The 17,141-nt window shown below is 50.7% G+C and carries 14 protein-coding genes; 3 read left to right on the forward strand and 11 right to left on the reverse strand.

Annotated elements, in window-relative coordinates:
- The first annotated feature begins 18 nt into the window (after positions 1–18).
- On the forward strand, positions 19–1,380 hold the full coding sequence (locus BUA24_RS01330; RefSeq protein ID WP_084660056.1) for an FtsW/RodA/SpoVE family cell cycle protein: 1,362 nt from the start codon (positions 19–21) through the stop codon (positions 1,378–1,380).
- Positions 1,381–1,453: 73 nt separating this feature from the next.
- On the opposite strand, the gene BUA24_RS01335 is transcribed toward BUA24_RS01330, so the two are convergent.
- Positions 1,454–1,999, reverse strand: a complete 546-nt coding sequence (locus BUA24_RS01335) for a bifunctional nuclease family protein (protein ID WP_178138659.1) — start codon at positions 1,997–1,999, stop codon at positions 1,454–1,456.
- 11 nt (positions 2,000–2,010) lie between these two features.
- Positions 2,011–3,144, reverse strand: a complete 1,134-nt coding sequence (gene rodA / locus BUA24_RS01340) for a rod shape-determining protein RodA (RefSeq protein ID WP_072788044.1) — start codon at positions 3,142–3,144, stop codon at positions 2,011–2,013.
- 185 nt (positions 3,145–3,329) lie between these two features.
- On the opposite strand from rodA, the gene BUA24_RS01345 reads away from it, so the two are divergent.
- The gene (locus BUA24_RS01345; protein WP_072787982.1) at positions 3,330–4,433 is read left to right on the forward strand and encodes a PspA/IM30 family protein; all 1,104 of its coding nucleotides are present in this window, start codon (positions 3,330–3,332) and stop codon (positions 4,431–4,433) included.
- A 123-nt stretch (positions 4,434–4,556) separates the two neighbouring features.
- A complete protein-coding gene (locus BUA24_RS01350; protein ID WP_072787984.1) occupies positions 4,557–6,185 on the forward strand; it encodes a peptide chain release factor 3 in 1,629 nt (542 codons plus the stop codon).
- 177 nt (positions 6,186–6,362) lie between these two features.
- Here BUA24_RS01350 and BUA24_RS01355 read toward each other — a convergent pair whose 3' ends face one another.
- From BUA24_RS01355 to BUA24_RS01395, 9 genes are all read right to left on the reverse strand, one after another.
- Positions 6,363–7,580 carry a type II secretion system F family protein gene (locus tag BUA24_RS01355; RefSeq protein WP_072787985.1) on the reverse strand — a complete coding sequence of 406 codons (1,218 nt, stop codon included), beginning with the start codon at positions 7,578–7,580 and terminating at the stop codon, positions 6,363–6,365.
- Positions 7,561–8,667 carry a type IV pilus twitching motility protein PilT gene (locus BUA24_RS01360; protein WP_072787987.1) on the reverse strand — a complete coding sequence of 369 codons (1,107 nt, stop codon included), beginning with the start codon at positions 8,665–8,667 and terminating at the stop codon, positions 7,561–7,563. The genes BUA24_RS01355 and BUA24_RS01360 overlap by 20 nt, the downstream gene beginning before the upstream one ends.
- Positions 8,668–8,747: 80 nt before the next feature.
- On the reverse strand, positions 8,748–10,475 hold the full coding sequence (locus BUA24_RS01365; RefSeq protein WP_143146320.1) for a GspE/PulE family protein: 1,728 nt from the start codon (positions 10,473–10,475) through the stop codon (positions 8,748–8,750).
- Between the two features lie 854 nt (positions 10,476–11,329).
- A complete protein-coding gene (locus tag BUA24_RS01370) occupies positions 11,330–12,196 on the reverse strand; it encodes a shikimate dehydrogenase (protein ID WP_072787989.1) in 867 nt (288 codons plus the stop codon).
- A complete protein-coding gene (mltG, locus tag BUA24_RS01375) occupies positions 12,196–13,344 on the reverse strand; it encodes an endolytic transglycosylase MltG (RefSeq protein ID WP_072787990.1) in 1,149 nt (382 codons plus the stop codon). The genes BUA24_RS01370 and mltG overlap by 1 nt, the downstream gene beginning before the upstream one ends.
- A gap of 1 nt (position 13,345) precedes the next feature.
- A complete protein-coding gene (gene ruvX / locus BUA24_RS01380) occupies positions 13,346–13,792 on the reverse strand; it encodes a Holliday junction resolvase RuvX (protein WP_072787992.1) in 447 nt (148 codons plus the stop codon).
- A gap of 10 nt (positions 13,793–13,802) precedes the next feature.
- A complete protein-coding gene (gene alaS / locus BUA24_RS01385) occupies positions 13,803–16,391 on the reverse strand; it encodes an alanine--tRNA ligase (protein WP_072787994.1) in 2,589 nt (862 codons plus the stop codon).
- Positions 16,381–16,764, reverse strand: a complete 384-nt coding sequence (locus BUA24_RS01390) for a hypothetical protein (RefSeq protein WP_072787996.1) — start codon at positions 16,762–16,764, stop codon at positions 16,381–16,383. Before BUA24_RS01390 ends, alaS begins: the two co-directional genes overlap by 11 nt.
- Complete coding sequence (locus BUA24_RS01395) at positions 16,765–17,124, reverse strand: hypothetical protein (RefSeq protein ID WP_143146321.1); 360 nt, start codon at positions 17,122–17,124, stop codon at positions 16,765–16,767.
- Between the last annotated feature and the right edge of the window lie 17 nt (positions 17,125–17,141).

Genomic DNA, 17,141 nt, shown 5'->3' on the forward strand with positions numbered 1-17,141 from the left:
ATAGAAGGAAAGACGCCTTTGGCCTCAACGACGTTCCGAAGGACAGGTAAACGAGCCACCCTAACCGCTAAAGCGACTATCCCTCGGCGGCGTTTTGAAGTAGGACTCCTCGTAATCTCTAACATAGCCACAATAGTCGCTTTCCTCCTTGCAAAGTTTGGACTCGATCAGTCTTACTCGCCCACGTTGGACCCTTACGTGGTTGCGATCGTTTTGCTCCCATACTTTGGACATCTAGCAAATCGTATCAGCGCGCCCGACACCGACCCGGCGATACTTCCAGTCGCAGCGCTACTAAATGGAATCGGGTTTGTCATGATCGACCGCCTCGACCCCACGGAGGCACATCTTCAGGTCCTCTGGACTGCGCTTGGGATCGGTCTGTACTCGCTAACTCTTTTTTTGGTAAAGAACTCTGACACCTTGGACCGCTTCAGATACCTCTTGGTGATGGTAGGCATCGGGCTTGTCCTGTCTCCTTTAGTGCCGGGCCTTGGGGAAAACATCAACGGTGAACGTCTGTGGATACACTTCGGACCGCTTTCCTTTCAACCGGTAGAGGCAGCAAAGCTCCTACTGGCTCTCTTTTTTGCATCTTACCTAACAGAGAAGGGGGAGCTCCTAAAGAGACTTTCCATAAGACACATAGCGTCTATCGGCTCCACCTTGCGTAGCTTTGGTCCTCTAGGTGCAGCTTGGGCAATTGCGATGGTGCTAATGGCTGTGGAAAGAGACGTCGGCTTTGCTCTTCTCATATTTTCAACCTTTGTAGTAACTGTTTGGCTCGCTACCTCAAACAAAACCTTCTTGGGTCTTGGTACGGTTCTATTCGTGATAGGCGCTTACATCGCCTCGAAGCTGTTCGCTCAGGTAAATGAGCGTTTTACGATCTGGTTGGATCCCTGGAAGTACGCTCAAGGAATCGGATACCAAATAGTCCAGGCTCAGTATGCCTTTGGCACAGGGGGATACTCTGGAACCGGCTTGGGACAAGGTCATCCCTCTTTGATTCCGGTAGTGACATCTGACTTTATCTTTGCAGCGATCGGAGAAGAACTCGGTCTCCTTGGGACAACCGCCATTTTGTTCGCCTTCTTGGTCATAATCGGCGCTGGACTTCGGGCTGCCATGCGCGCACGATCGCAGTTCTCTTCCTTGGTAGCCGCATCCTTCACCCTTACCTTTGGGCTTCAGACATTCTTCATCATCTCCGGAGTAATACGGATCCTACCCTTGACCGGCGTAACTTTGCCTTTCGTCGCCTACGGAGGATCATCGCTTGTAGCAAACTATGTTCTAATAGCTATTTTGGCAAGAATCTCACACGAGGGGAACGACGCCCGGCACTTCGGACCTCAACCCCCAATACAAACAAAGTAACAGTCATATAAGCGGATATCTACTGCGCTGTGGGTAAAGTCCAGATTGTCTACCTCGCCGCGCCGGTCGAGATTTAACTAAGAAGAGAGAGATCAGCCAGGATCGGTACTGGAACATCCGATAACAGCGCCATCAAGATCGCGTCAGAGGCTCTGGCCTCAAAGGTCCTTACCCCTTTTGTAGACGATACCGTAACCTCTGCGGTAAAGTTACCTTCTTTAACCCCAGTAATAGCCACGTACTCCACCCTCAGATCAAAGCCAAGCATTATCGAGGAGAATAGCTGATGTGACAGCGGCCTTGGGGGCTCGATAGAGCGCACCTTGGCCGCAATCTGAGAAGCTTGGTCTAAAGACACAGGGACCGTGAAAGACGCATCTGCATCAAGATCCCTAAGAATCACCCTAGCAAAGGTCTCCGGAAGCGCAACACCAACATCTTGGACAAACACCTGTCGCAGCCTCGCCAACGAGTCAGAAAGGAGAGGCTTTACCGAGAGCTCGGGAGCACCAAACTGCCCACTTTTGGCTTGATCGTGTAACTCTGCACCAGGAACGTCGTTGGCGTGCTCTTCAACACGCAATTCCGAAGTTTCGCCATCCTTCCTTTCAGAGTCCAAAGTAGCCACCCTTATCCAACCGATCGTCGCATAGAGATGTTCAAGACCAATCCAATGGCCGCAAAGAACGTCAGCATCGCCGACCCTCCATAAGACATGAAGGGCAAGGGGATTCCCGTTATCGGCATGATCCCAACGGTCATACCAGCGTTCTGAAATACCGAGTACACAAAGAGACCAAAGATTCCAGCTGCTGTTAGCCGGCCAAGCGGATCTTTCGCTAGCCGCATCGCCCTGAAGATCCGATAACACACAAAACCAAAAGCTGCTATCAAAGATGCGGACCCCACGAACCCTAACTGTTCTCCAACTGCAGTGAAGATAAAGTCGGTCTGCTGTTCTGGGACGTAAGAAAGGTTGGTTTGGGTTCCCTGAAACAGTCCTTTCCCCCAAAACCCTCCTGAGCCAATCGCAATCTTTGACTCTGTCAGGTTGTAACCGTTAGCGCCGAAGGGGTTCTTGTTTTGATTCAGGAAAGAGGTCAGTCTCGCTAGCTGAAACTTATGTAACACGCCTAGGTGCACTATTAGATACACACCAAAGACCGCACCTATCGCCAACACCGCTAGGTAACGACCTGGAGTCCGATCAACTGCCAGCAGTGAAGCGCCAGTAATTCCAACGACCAGTCCCGTTCCTATGTCAGGTTGCTTAATGATCAACACCATAGGTATACCAACCATGATGAGGAGCTGGATGAGACTTTTGAGATTAAGAGGTCCCTCCAGGCTATCTATATAGTAAGCCATCGCAACTATGATCACGATCGACGCAAACTCTGAAGGCTGGAGCTGGAACGGCCCAAGTTGGTACCACCGTTGCGCGCCTAATGCCGTCTTTCCTATGTGAGGAATGTAGACGCCGACCAAGGCCAAGAGCAGACCACCGTACATCACGTACGCCACTGAAGAGATTCTTCGATAGTCGATAGTTGCAACTAAGATCATTACGCCTACCCCAAGAGCAACGTAGAGAGCTTGTCGCTCTAGGTAGTAGTACTGACTTATTCCCTGCTGGATCATGGAGTCTTTCGTTGCAGAGTACACCATCAAAACACCAAAGGCAGCGATCGCTACCGACACAATCGCCAGGGCGAAATCGAACTTCAAAACCCTTTCCCGGATCTGCTTTTTCCGGTCGTCCATCGTGAAAGTCACAGTAGCTAATGTAGTAGCTTTGCCGTAGAAACAACTTAGTAGACTCATAGAGAAAGAGGTTCTGCACTCCCTTTCGTAGCCGTAATCAGCTACATTTGTTAGTAAGGAGTCGAAGGCCTAGGTGTAACATTTTGGCGACTTTGGATCTAAGAGGGTCTAAACAGGAGTAGATGATGAGCGTTTTCAAGCGGATGTCACAGGTTTTTCAGCAGAAGGCCAACGCCGCCCTAAACAAGGTTGAGAATCCCACGGAAGCTTTAGACCTGTCCTACCAGCAGATGTTGGAGAATCTCCAACAGGTTCGTCGCTCTATCGCCGATGTGTTGACCTCGCAAAAACGCCTTGAAGCGCAAAGAGCGTCCCTTCAGGCCCAATATGACAAACTTCAGGGACAAGCAAGGCAGGCTCTTCAACAAGGACAAGAAGATGTGGCGAAATTGGCGCTTACTCGAGCGCAGGAGGCTCAAAGAAACATAGCAGCCCTAGACCCCCAGATAAGTCAGCTACAGTCTCAAGAGCAGGCACTTGAAGAGACCGGAAGAAAGCTTCAATCAAAGATCGAGGTGTTCAGAGCTCAGCGTGATACCATGAAAGCTCAATACACCGCTGCGAAGGCTTCCACGCAAGCTATGGAGTCTCTAAGTGGGTTATCAGAGCAGATGACCGACGTAAATCTTATGTTGGATCGAGCCAAAGACAAGGTTGACGAAATGCAGGCGAGAGCGGCAGCGGTATCCCAGCTTTCAGACTCAGGGGTTTTAGACTCACCAAGTCTGGGTGGATCTGGAGATGACATTGAGGCCGCCCTCATGGCAGGGTCACCAACAAGCAGCGTAGATCTTCAGCTGGAACAGATGAAGGCAGAGTTACAGTCTGCCAACCTAGCGTCGGGAACCTCTTCCCAGTTGGAGAGTGGTCAAGGGTCAGACACAAACAAGGATTCGTCTTCTCCGACCACCGCTGCTCTGAGTCAGTCAAACACTATCGTTATCCGAATCGCTGGGGAGAGCCGCTATCGGGTTCCAGCAACGATCCGCCCGGCACTGGAGGGACTAGATACCGCAATGGAGATGGCGATATCTCAGTCCGATGAGAACGCCTTCACTAAGTTGGCTTCTCAGCTTGCAAAGCTGATCAGGGGGTCTGGAACGGAGTTGAGCGACGCTGACCTTAGCGCATCGGACCTTGTGGTTCCGGCACCAGATATGTCGATCGCAGATGCTCTCAAGATTTTAGGCGCCGAGGACTCCGCTGACGCTGATCAACAGCCCAACTAGTAGAAGTCACACAATAACAGCTAAGGGCACATCTAGGCAGAAGAGACGACTGGATCAAAGAGCTACTACATTCAAGCGCATTCTCACCTAGATCGACGCTTACAACTTACCGTTTAGGAAACTATGGATCAAGACTATAACCTAGCAGAGTACAGCCCGAGGTTAATCGCAGAACAAACCAATAGGCGAAGAACCTTTGCCATCATCAGCCACCCCGACGCAGGCAAGACTACCCTAACCGAGAAGTTTCTTCTCTTTAGCGGAGCAGTTATCGAGGCCGGGTCGATCAAGGCTAGGCAAGGGCGCCGCGCAGCAAGGTCGGACTGGATGGCGATTGAACAGCAGAGAGGAATCTCGATATCTTCTACAGTCATGCAGTTTGAGTACCGTTCGCATACCTTCAACCTTCTTGACACCCCTGGACACCGGGACTTCTCGGAGGACACCTATAGGGTCTTAAGTGCCTGTGACTCAGCGGTTATGGTCCTAGACGTTGCTAAGGGGATTGAGCCTCAGACACTCAAGCTCTTTGAGGTGTGCCGCTCCCAAAACCTTCCAATAGTTACCTTCTTGAATAAGTACGACAGACCAGGACGAGATCCGCTTGAGCTAATCGATGAGATCGAGGAGATGATAGGGCTCCAGCCAACCCCAATAACCTGGCCTGTGGGTCCCCCTGGAAACTTTCTCGGTGTCATAGATCGACACGACAAAACCTTCATCACCTATGAACGAACTGCAAGAGGCGCCCACATTGGAGCCGAGCAAAAGACGACTATTGAAGATGCGAGAGACCGAATCGGCACTCATATCGAAAAGGCTGTCGAGGAGTGTTCTCTACTGGAAGAGGTAGGCGCAAACTTCGACAGAGAGTCTTTCCTGCAAGGAAAAAGTAGTCCCCTCTTTGTCGGTTCGGCTCTCACCAACTTTGGCGTAAAGCACCTTCTCGACGCAGTTGCAACCTTGTCTCCACCACCAGGCGAACGGCTAGACGATGAAGGCAACGTTCGCTCAGTAACAGCTCCGTTTTCAGGCTTTGTCTTTAAGATGCAGGCAAATATGAACCCCAGTCATCGTGACCATGTAGCATTTGTTCGAGTTTGCTCAGGCGCTTTCATAAGGGGAATGACTGTGGTGAACGCAGAGACAAAGAGACCCTTTGCCACCAAGTATGCAACGACGATGTTTGGAAACGAAAGATCCACATTAGAGGTTGCCTTTCCAGGAGATATCGTCGGCCTTGTCAACGCAAGCGAACTCCGGATAGGAGATACCTTGTACCTTGATGAGCCTGTAAAGTATCCTGAGCTGATCACTTTCGCTCCGGAGCTTTTCGCCTACATCCGCTCTACAGACACCGCAAAGTCCAAGCAGTTTAAAAAGGGGCTGGAGCAGCTAGAGAGGGAGGGAGTCATACAGGTACTATTCGACCCAAAGCAACCCAATACCCCGTTGCTTGGAGCCGTTGGCGAGATGCAGTTCGATGTTTTGACCTATCGTTTGGAGTCTGAGTTTCAAGCGAAAGTAGAGCTACGAAGAACCTCTTATCGGTTTGTACGTTTAACCGACGAGCCTACGTCTGCTGCTTTGGATAAGCTCGGAGGTGTGCTGGTTGCGCACCGTAGCGACGGAGAGCTTCTAGCCCTTTTTGAAAACGAGTTCCGCCTAAAGCGAATTCAAAGCGACCATCCCGACTGGAATCTTGAACCTCTAGTTGGATCGGGAAGCGCTGAAGGCTATTTGGGAAGATAACTAAATACACCACGTATATAGCCATAGCTACCCGATATGTGAGATAGCGACTGGAGATACCTGCTACCTAAGGCGATTTCACAAAGTAATGGTGCTACGGCTTTCGCGAACCGCCTTACATACACCCCTTTAGATCCTGAACCGCCTTTTATCTTGGATGAACTCTCGACTGAAAGATCAGTTGATGAGCTTGTAGACGTTGAACATCGGCAGATAGAGCGAGATCACCATAGAACCAACCACAGATCCCAGAATCACTATTAGGACCGGCTCAAGGAGAGAAGATAGTGACGCTACCATGGCTTCTACCTCACTCTCATAAAATGATGCTACTTTGTCTAACATGTCGTCGACTCCACCTGTCTCTTCCCCCACAGACACCATCTGAGTAACCATCGGCGGAAAAATAGGGTGAAGTGCCATACGCCTCGCCAAGGGTTCCCCCTGCTTCACACCCACTTCAATGTCACTCACAGCCTCAACCATCTTGACATTTCCCGCTGCCTCTGCGGTAATTGAAAGTGAGTTCAAGATTGGGACTCCTGAGCGCAAAAGCGAAGCCAAAGTTCTTGAGAACCGAACTACAGCGTACTTATGAGCTAACTTGCCAAAGATCGGAATCTTTAGAACGAGACGGTCTAGTATCTCTCGACCTCTCTTAGATCTTCGGAACCTTATAAAGCCAATCGTTGCACCTACGTAAAAGAGTATCACTAGCGGCAGGTAAGCAACAAAGATGTGAGAGACCGCCATAAGTATCCTCGTAGGTAGCGGTAGCTGTCCATGCAGAGATGCAAAGATCTTTTTGAAAGTAGGGATGACAAAGATCATCATGGCGGTAAGAATCAGGATAACCAGCACTAGCACCGCAACCGGATAGGTCATGGCAGACTTCATCTTTCTCCTAATCTCAACCTGTTTCTCCAAAGTATTTGACAGGCGCAGTAGCACCTCGTCCAATACACCACCGGACTCGCCCGAGCGCACCATCGCAACAAATAGATGATCAAAAACCTTGGGATGTTTGCTTAGAGCGGCCGAAAGCGAGGAACCCCTCTCAATGTCCACTTTGACCTGCTGAAGAACCTTCTGGAAGTTTGGATTCTCGGACTGGACCACGAGTATGTTTAGAGCCCTAAGTAACGTGAGTCCAGAACTTATCATCGTCGCAAATTGTCTACAGAAAACTGCGACGTCTTTAGGAGTAATACGATCGGTCAGTCCCGGAATCTTGATCTCGGTCTTAGCCAGAGACGACTTTGACTTCGTTACCGAGACCGGAGTAAAACCCATCTCCTTCAGACGGGCTACAACCAGTTCCTGGCTGTCTGCTTCAACCTTCCCATCAAGTACGTTTCCCGCCTTATCGCGAGCTTTATATGCGTATGTTTCCAACAACTCCGTTACCCGATCCCAAGAGTCGCCTAACCTCTTCGGGGCTAGACGAAGCCGATAGTGCTGCCTTTAGTGTTACCTTTCCCTGTTGATGGAGTTTGGCCAGACATGAGTCCATCGTCTGCATGCCGAACTGAGCTCCAGCCTGCATCGCAGAGTAGATCTGATGCGTCTTGCCCTCCCGAATAAGATTTCGAACCGCAGGAGTCCCCACGACAACCTCAACTGCGGCTACTCTCCCTCTTCCACTTGCGTGAGGGAGCAGCTGCTGAGTAACGATCCCTTGTATCGTTGAGGCAAGCTGGATCCTGACTTGAGACTGCTGGTTCGTGGGAAATATATCGATCATACGATCGATCGCCTGGGGCGCATCTTGTGTATGTAGAGAACCCATCACAAGATGACCTGTCTCAGCAGCCGTAATTGCCGAGGATACAGTCTCCAGATCTCTCATCTCTCCCACCAGTATTACGTCGGGGTCCTGACGCAAAACATGACGAAGTGCGCTAGCGAAAGACTTGGTGTCGGTACCTACTTCACGCTGGTCCACTAAAGAGCGTTTCGACGAGTGCAAAAACTCGATAGGGTCCTCAATGGTGACTATATGGGACGGTCTAGAGGAGTTGATCTGGTCCACGATCGCCGCCAATGTTGTCGACTTACCAGAGCCTGTTGGACCCGTGACGATGACAAGCCCCCTTGGAAGCTCAGCAAACGATGACACGACAGATGGGAGCCCAAGTTCCTCCACGGAGGCGATCTGATAGGGTATGAACCTAAATACTGTACCTATACTGCCCCTCTGCCTCAGGACATTCATTCTAAAACGGCCCAAGTTGACAACTGAGTAAGAGGTGTCGAGTTCCAGGTTCTCCTCAAAGCGCTCACGCTGACTTTGAGTGAGCACAGAGTAGACCATCTCCTGGAGAACTCTAGGCGGTATCGGGGGGAGGTCTTCTCGTTGCGTGAGGTCTCCATCGACTCTAAAGTTAGGCGGGCTACCTGCAGAGAGATGAAGATCGGAACCGCCTACCGATACCAGATAGCTAAGTAGTTCATTTATGTGAGCAGGGTAAGACTCTAACAACTTCCTCTCCTCGTTTGATCATGAGGATCGAGGTTCTTCGATGTGCCAGCGAACTTACTCACAGTCTTTCTTTCGGCAACTCATGCTACAACCCTTAGAATCTCCTCTAGAGAAGTTGTTCCGCTCGCCACGTGCAGCAATCCGACACTTTTCATGTCGATCATCCCAGCTTTTAGTGCCAGATGTCTAACCGCGTCGGTCTGGGCTCCTTCAGCGATAGCTCGCTCAAGATCTTCCTCCACCGTCATCACCTCATGAATCGCAATCCTTCCCCTAAAACCGGTATTGGAACACTGGCGACAACCCTTGGCTCTGTAGATCACCTCCGGAACGGCCATTTCATCAAAGTTCCAACCGACCCCGGCGAGGTCAGACTCGCTTGGTTTGAGCGGCACCTTACAGTTATCACAGAGACGCCTTGCTAGTCTCTGAGCGACGACGCAGTCGAGGGCAGACGCTATCAGAAAGGGTTCTACACCCATCTCCGACAGACGAGATGGGGTGGATGCAGCATCGTTGGTATGAAGTGACGAGAGTACGAGGTGACCCGTTAGCGCAGCCTCTACCGCTATCGAAGCTGTCTCTCGATCTCTGATCTCACCTACCAGGATAACGTCAGGATCAGAACGAAGGATAGACCTAAGCGCATTTGCAAAGCTAAGTCCTGCCTTGTTGTGAACCTGGACCTGATTGATACCAGGAAGTCTGTACTCGACCGGGTCCTCCACCGTTATGATGTTGCGCTGGGTCTCGTTCAAGATGTTGATCGTTGCGTAGAGGGTCGTAGATTTCCCCGAACCCGTAGGTCCTGTAACCAGGATCGTTCCCCATGGCTTTTTAAATGACCTCTCGAACCTAGACAGCGACTCGGCAGTAAAGCCGAGTTCACCAAGTGAGAACTGCGCCCGGGTCTTGTCCAAGATCCTAATTACTACCTTTTCACCCTCCACGGTGGGTAAGGTGGCCACCCTAAGATCAACCTCTTTCCCATCGATCCTAAGCGTGATTCTTCCGTCTTGTGGTACTCTTCTCTCTGCGATATTGAGACCAGCCATGAGTTTCAAACGGGTGACAATTCCGCTTTGTAGCGCCTTAGGAACCCGAGTCACTTCATGAAGCACGCCGTCAATGCGAAATCTAATACGAATATCGTTCTGTTGAGGTTCGATATGGATGTCAGAGGCACGATCCAAGGCTGCCTGTGAGATTGTCATATTGACAAGGCGAATAATTGGGGCGTCATCGACGATCTCCGTTACATCGCTATCAAGAGGGTTAGCTCCTCCAGCCTCCTCACTAGCAGCCAGAGCCGTAGTCTCAAGGGCCTCCTCGCTAAGGTGCTGCTGACGTTCGACAAGTGCAACCAATTGACTCCACGGCGCCACAACAACCCGAACATCAGTTTTGGTGATAGCACGAACGTCGTCCAAAGCAACAACGTTTGTCGGATCCGCCATCGCAAGCAATATACGTTCACCTTGACGGGCGAATGGCAGCACCGCATACTTCTTGCACATCTGTATTGGAATCAAAGACACCACTGAGTCGTCAACCGTTACACCTGAAAGATCGACGAAGTCAAGTCCGAGTCGAGATGCCAAAAACTGACCAAGTGTGACCTCGTTGACGACTCCTTTTTCGAGTAGATAGGGAATTAACGCTCGTTGTGAACGGCTTTGCTCCGAGAGGATAACCCTTAGGGTCTGCTCATCTATTATTCGTGCAAGGATTAGACCTCTCGCCAAAGGCGACAGGTCCCTACCAGGTGTTATCGTTGTTTGGTTAGACGCCGCCGTTGCTTCATCCACAACTCGCTATCGACTCGATAAGGCTTTGACCTAAGCAAATTATCAAAGAGCGAGAGGGTATCGAAGGGAATATCGACCCCTGTTTCACCTATGCGTGTTATCAAGGTTGTAGATTACTATAACGCCGGTCGCCAGCAGGTGGCGGACTCCTTAGTTAACAGCTTGTCGCACGGTCATGACCATCCAGCCGAGATCCCAAAGGAGAAAATTCATTCGGCAACAGTTCCAGCGGAAAATTTACGCATACTGAAGCTGTGGTCCACGAGATGTGCACGGCAGGTTATACAAGTAGGCACGACACTTGAGGCCAATCATAGTTTGTAGAGCGATTAGGTCTTTGAGAAGCAAATCATCGCTATCCCTAGCTGTCATCTTTACACTAATAACGCTGAAGCAAATTGGTCTTATACACACCTTATCTTTGTGATAGGTACCTGTGATGCCAACATAGATCGCCAGCCTAAAGCGCTTTAGGAGTCAAGACCACGATACCCAGATGAATCTGTAAAGACAGTTGCCTCTACAGTTTCCGCCAGTTCTTAGCTACCTACCTTGGCTATCTCCCTTGTTCGTAGGTGATATCGGGGTCAAAAACGGTGGTAGACTGGTGCGTAAAGTACTTACCGAGTCGGCAATAAGTAGCCTCGCAGAAGATCAAGATTTTTATAGAACCTACTAGCTCAAGTTCTTTTACGAGATGCCTCAGCCTAAGATGGGCTGGGCGGTTGACGTATCTGAGCGCAAATCGCTTTGACAAAGGAAGCCAATCCGTAGATCAGCTACTCTCATACTGTAGACCACGGTCTCTCCATCTTTACAGCTAGGTCGTATCAGGATCGGCGAGAGCCATCCAATCAATTACCCGTTGCGCTCTCAATCACATTGCGCATCACATCTAAGGGAGGATCATGCTTCGTAAAGAGCCTAAAGGCATGCGCAGCTTGATGAAGAAGCATAGGCAGACCACCTACCACTTTGCAACCTTTCTTGGTAGCTTGCTTCATGAACTCAGTAACGAAAGGGCTATACACGATGTCGCATACGACCATACCACTGTGTAAAACCGTGTCTGGTACAGGAACCATGTCTCTTGAATGGTACCCTTTCATACCGATCGGAGTAGCATTTACGATCAGGTCACAGTCAGACAGCATCTCTAAGGTAGCCACATCTCCCTTGCCGTCGCAGAGAGATATAACATTTCCCAACTTCTCTGAGCTGCGACCGTATACAGCTACAGTCTCTGCACCTGCATCGACAAGAGCCCTGGCTATAGCTCGCGCCGCTCCCCCGGTACCTATAATTCCCACCCTCTTACCGCAAGGATCAAAGCCTGCCTCCAGGCGCAGTCCGTCGAGGAATCCTAGTCCATCTGTAGAGGTGCCATTTAGTTGTCCAGCGCCGTCAACGAAGACAGTATTGACAGAAAAAAGCGCAATAGCGTCACCGCTAATGACGTCTAGGTGCTCTATTATCGACTGTTTGTGGGGCATCGTAACGGATAAACCCTTCACACCCAAGGCTCGCACACCGTCCACCGCAGCTTTGAGCCCTAGGGGACTGACCTCAAATCCCAGATAAACGTAGTCCAGATCGAGAGCTTCTATCGCAGCGTTATGAATCGCTGGAGAAAGAGAGTGCATCACGGGGTCTCCTATCACCCCTAAGATCTTCGTTCTCGGAGTGATACTGTTGCGTTGCCAGTAAACACCCGTTGCCATCAGGCGACACCGCCAGCCTGAGCAATGGCTTGTTGCTGTTCTGAGAAGGTATTGAAGAAAGACTCCGAGGTATGTCCCTTAAGCGCAACAAAGTAGAGCCATGACCCTTTAGCGGGGTGCATAACTGCCTCAAGTGCATCAACAGACGGCTCCGATATCGGCGTGGGGGGAAGACCGGCGTTGGCGTAGGTATTGTAAGGCGAAGAGCTGTGCAGTTGTGCCAAGGTTAAAGACCCCGAGAAGTTTCCGGTTGCGTATCTGACCGTCGAGTCCATCTGCAGATTCATGCCAACCGACAGACGGTTGAGTATGACACGAGCGACCTTGGCCATATCCGTAGTTGTAGTTGCTTCTTTCTGCACAATCGATGCAGCTGTGATTAGCTGATAGGCACTAAGGCCGTTGTAAGTTCGTCCTGGAGAGAGCCCAATCTCAGCTGCCACCTGTTCAAAACGATCGAGAGCGGTCTGAATGATCTGAGTGTCGCTCTCCAAAGGAGAGACAAAGTACGTGTCGGGGTAAAGCAAACCCTCCACCGTGGTTGCGCTACCTAGATACGGAGAAGAAAGTGCCTTTGTCTCGACGGTAGCGTCGATAAATTGTTTAGCGTTGTGCGAGGGAATCTTCGACACAACACTTGCGATCTGTGAGACGTTCCAGCCAGGAATTATTGTAAGTCTCACTGAAGACGGCCCTGCCTTTATCTGACCCATGATCTTAGAGTAGGGTTCGTCACGTTGGAAGTAGTAAATACCCGGTTGAAGCACTGTACTTCGGTGCAGCGCCACGTAGATACGAAATACCGTCGAAGAGGAGATCACTGACTCCTTTGCGAGGCGGTTAGCAAGAGTGTCTAGGTTATCGCCAACAGACACCAGCACAACTACCTTGTTCCCACTTTGAGAGCCATTGACATTTTCGTAGTAGTAGATCCCTCCATAAGCCAGAACAGCCAGGAAGACTACGGTTGTAAGTGTTGCCACCTTAACCAGAACACCCCTAAATCCTTTTGAAACGGCTGGCGCTGCACTAAGGGGTTGGCGTTTCATCTCGTTTAACTCTTGAGCTAGCCTCTTGCGATTTGCCCCATCGTCACCATGAAGCTCCAAAGGAATCTCGATACTTGCTTTATCGCGATAGTCGCTCAAATCAACCCTTATCCTTAGGCCCTGGCGTTCCAGCCGCTTTATTATCAAGCCAAGCCTGCAAAATTATTGATGCGGCGTAGGCGTCTGAAGTACCCCGCATCGTTTTCGAGCTGTGTCCGGTCTCCCGCATATATCTTTCCGCCTGCTTTGAGCTGTATCGCTCGTCAAATAGCTCGACGGATCTCCCTACGAGAAATCTTGCTATGACCTTAGACTCTGCAACGATCCTCTTGGCCTGCGCGGAGAGACCACCCGAAAGTGAAAGTGGAAGCCCTACTACCACGACTTCAGGATCGTAATCATCGATCTCGTCTGCCAAAGCCTTGAGGTCTTTCCTTGCATTTCCCTTCCGCAAAAATACGCCGGTCGGAACTGCGATCGTTCTCTCTGAGTTGGAGACAGCGACCCCAACACGCTTATCCCCAAGGTCTATACCCACCACCCTCACTGAGACTCCCTCAGAAATTCACGTCCTCTAAGAAGGACTTCGCCAGGGAAAGAGCCTCGTCAACTCGACCGATCTCTCTTCCTCCGCTCAGAGCCAGGCTACTTTGGCGTCCTACGCCTCCACCCAGCACTCGCGCCGCTCCCTCGATGACGTCTGATGCCTTTACAGGAAATCCATCCTTGACACTACAGACGACGCCCACGCGATCACCTACCACCCCCGCTAAGACGACCGCCTCGATGTCGAAACTTGAAGATCTAATCGAAAGAGCCAAGTCTTTCAATTCCTCCGGTGAAAGTCCGTCTACCCTGGCCACCAAATAACTGCCTTTCGCCACTACCAATAGATCCTTGGCAATTGAAGCGATGGACTTCGAGCGCAACTTCTTTATCTCATCCAATAACTCTCGTTCCCGAACCTTAGTCTGGGCGACCTTAGAAGGCAACTCGGACCGACTGGTTTTGAGCGTCTCTGCAACGAGGTCTAGACTATCTTCCATCTCAAATAGATACTCAAGAGCCGCTTCTCCGGTCACGGCCTCTATTCGTCTCGTATTAGCACCGATCGAACTCTCAGAGACGATCTTTAGAAGCCCTATCGCACCTAACCGACTAACGTGAGTGCCACCACAGAGTTCAACTGAGTGCTCCCCAGCCCGTACGACCCTGACGACATCTTGGTAGCGGTCTCCAAAAAAGGCTATTGCCCCACTTGCGATAGCCTCGTCTTTATCCATCTCCCTCACCTCTACGGGTGCGTCAGAGACAATCTCTTTGAATATGAGAACCTCAACCTTGCGGATCTCCTCCTTGGTCAGAGGACCCCAGTGCGTGAAGTCAAAACGTAGACGGTTAGGTTCAACAAGGGATCCCTGCTGTTTGACGTGTTCTCCCAGGACGGATCGAAGCGCAAAGTGTAAAAGGTGTGTCCCCGTGTGGTTACGCCTGGTATTTGAGCGTGCTACTTCGTTGACCTCACACTTGGCCAGCGATCCAACTACTACCTCGCCTCTTACAACCCTTACCACATGCCTTATTAACTGGCTTAGGGCGTAGTTGGTATCAACGACCTCTAGTTCTGCGGTCTCTGTGGACACGGACCCCTTGTCCCCCACCTGACCTCCACCTTCGGGATAAAATGGCGTTCGGTCCAAGTAAAGTTCGAACAGATCGGAGCTGTCCTCCACCGGCAAAAAGGCGAGCACCCTACCCTCATCGATCACTCGATCGTACCCCGTGAACTGAGTTGGTCCATGGTCTTCTAGAACTCTAAACAATCTCTCGTCACGCGTTCCCGATCCCTTGCCTCCAAGACCTGCCTTTCTTGACTGTGTCCGTTGACGAAGCATCTCTGACTCAAAGCCTTCGACGTCTACAGCTATTCGCCTGTCCTGTGCCATCTCAACCGTAAGTTCGATAGGAAAGCCATAGGTGTCATGAAGTCTGAATGCTGCTTCTCCACTCAGAGCGGACGAATTAGAGATCTCCCTTTCAAAGAGCTCCACTCCAACCATTATCCGGTGACGAAACGCCTCTTCCTCCCTTGTTATAACTTCTTTGATGTAGGAGAGACGGTTACGTAGATCCACATAGTGATCTCCCATTGTATCTACAACAGCATCAACCAAAGAAGCTGTTATCCAATTATCTTTCGCACCAAGCATGTAAGCCCGAAGCACGGCTCTGCGAATAATGCGCCTTAGAACATAGCCACGACCCTCGTTCGTTGGGAACACACCGTCAGAGACTAAGAAGGTCATCGTTCTGGCATGATCGGCGATGATGCGAAGAGACACGTCGGAGGAGTCATCTGAGCCGTAAGTAACCCCTGTGACCTTTTCCGCCGCCTTGATCATCGGCACCATAAGATCGGTCTCATACACTGAACCTTTGCCTTGCAGTATCGGCACTATACGTTCTAGACCAGCTCCGGTGTCTATGCTTGGCTTTGGCAGCGGGCTTAGTTCTCCAGTTTCATCCCGGACATACTGCATGAACACAAGATTCCAGATCTCCAAGAACCTTTCGTCCGAGCCAAACGCTGGTCCGCCATCTTCTCCGTAGCTGGGACCTTTGTCGTAATAGATCTCCGAGCACGGTCCACACGGTCCGACATCAGCCATCTGCCACCAGTTGTCCTCTTCCAGCCTCTGGATGCGTTCCGGCGGTACTCCTATCTCCTTCTCCCATATCGACGCAGCTTCATCGTCAGAGGTATGGACCGTTACCCACAAAGAGCTAGGGTCTAACTTCAGGACCTCTGTGACAAAACCCCACGCAAATGGAATCGCAGCCTCTTTGAAGTAGTCGCCAAAGGAGAAGTTGCCGAGCATCTCAAAGAATGTAAGGTGCCTTAGAGTCTTTCCGATCTGATCGAGATCGTTGTGCTTTCCACCTGCGCGCACACATTTTTGTATCGAAGTCGCACGTTTGTAAGGAGGTATCTCTTCTCCCAAGAAGTATCTCTTAAATGGAACCATACCGGCGACAGTAAATAAGATCGTGTTGTCATGAGGTATCAAAGATGCTGAAGGCACAGCGACATGACCACGGTCAACAAAATACTTTGTAAACGCTTGCCTAAGTTCATTAGAGTCCATGCACAGCCTTCCTGTCGGTCTCTTTCCTTATAGAGTCACCCAGGCGCCTTCGTCTGAGGCTATCATTGACCTTTAGGTGCCCCTCTGCTCCGATACCGCCGCTCGGTAAGTGAATAAACTCCTGAATCCGGCCACCATCCACCTGCACGGATAGGTCCTTTAGGGATAGGCGTTCGAGTCTAGCTACCCTCACCCCTTCTTTCATTGACTCAAGGAGATCGTCTTTCGTCCTAGCGATCTCTTGGGATACACTGCGGGCAACTGCGTCCGGAGCCATGGACCTGATCTTTTGCCTAAGAGCCCTCTCTACCCGGACGGTCGCAATCGATCCTATTGTGACCCCAAGTCCTAGCCACCCAAGTCGTGACGCCAATTAACCGATCCTCCTCCTTGACACAAAGAGCTCCTTGGCTCGCCTGTATCCCAACTTCAATGCCCTAAATCGCACGATCGGGGCTGCAATCGCTCCGATCGCCACCTTTGACACGTCGTTTATCGCTCCGGATCTTAGCTCAGACATCTCTAGAAGATCCTCTACTCTCGACACATCTTTCTTCGTTCCAACCAGCATAGAGGTGGTCTCCCTAACCAAAGCTACGGTCTCGCTCTGTAGCGACTCAAGCAGCTTCTCAGAGGCACGAAGAGTCGCCTTTGACTCTCTCAGCGCCACAAGAGATAGAAGCAAAGAGAGCAATGAAAGGATAATCAGCAAAGCCACTACCGCAAAGGACATCTCACGCACCTCAAAGA

Source organism: Ferrithrix thermotolerans DSM 19514 (assembly GCF_900128965.1).
GTDB lineage: Bacteria > Actinomycetota > Acidimicrobiia > Acidimicrobiales > Acidimicrobiaceae > Ferrithrix > Ferrithrix thermotolerans.

What these genes read in the sequence shown, in the direction of transcription:
- rodA (WP_072788044.1), bottom strand. Translation starts at nt 3,144, where the DNA reads ATGGACGACCGGAAAAAGCAGATCCGGGAAAGGGTTTTGAAGTTCGAT.
- BUA24_RS01345 (WP_072787982.1), top strand. Translation starts at nt 3,330, where the DNA reads ATGAGCGTTTTCAAGCGGATGTCACAGGTTTTTCAGCAGAAGGCCAAC.
- BUA24_RS01350 (WP_072787984.1), top strand. Translation starts at nt 4,557, where the DNA reads ATGGATCAAGACTATAACCTAGCAGAGTACAGCCCGAGGTTAATCGCA.
- BUA24_RS01370 (WP_072787989.1), bottom strand. Translation starts at nt 12,196, where the DNA reads ATGGCAACGGGTGTTTACTGGCAACGCAACAGTATCACTCCGAGAACG.
- alaS (WP_072787994.1), bottom strand. Translation starts at nt 16,391, where the DNA reads ATGGACTCTAATGAACTTAGGCAAGCGTTTACAAAGTATTTTGTTGAC.
- BUA24_RS01395 (WP_143146321.1), bottom strand. Translation starts at nt 17,124, where the DNA reads ATGTCCTTTGCGGTAGTGGCTTTGCTGATTATCCTTTCATTGCTCTCT.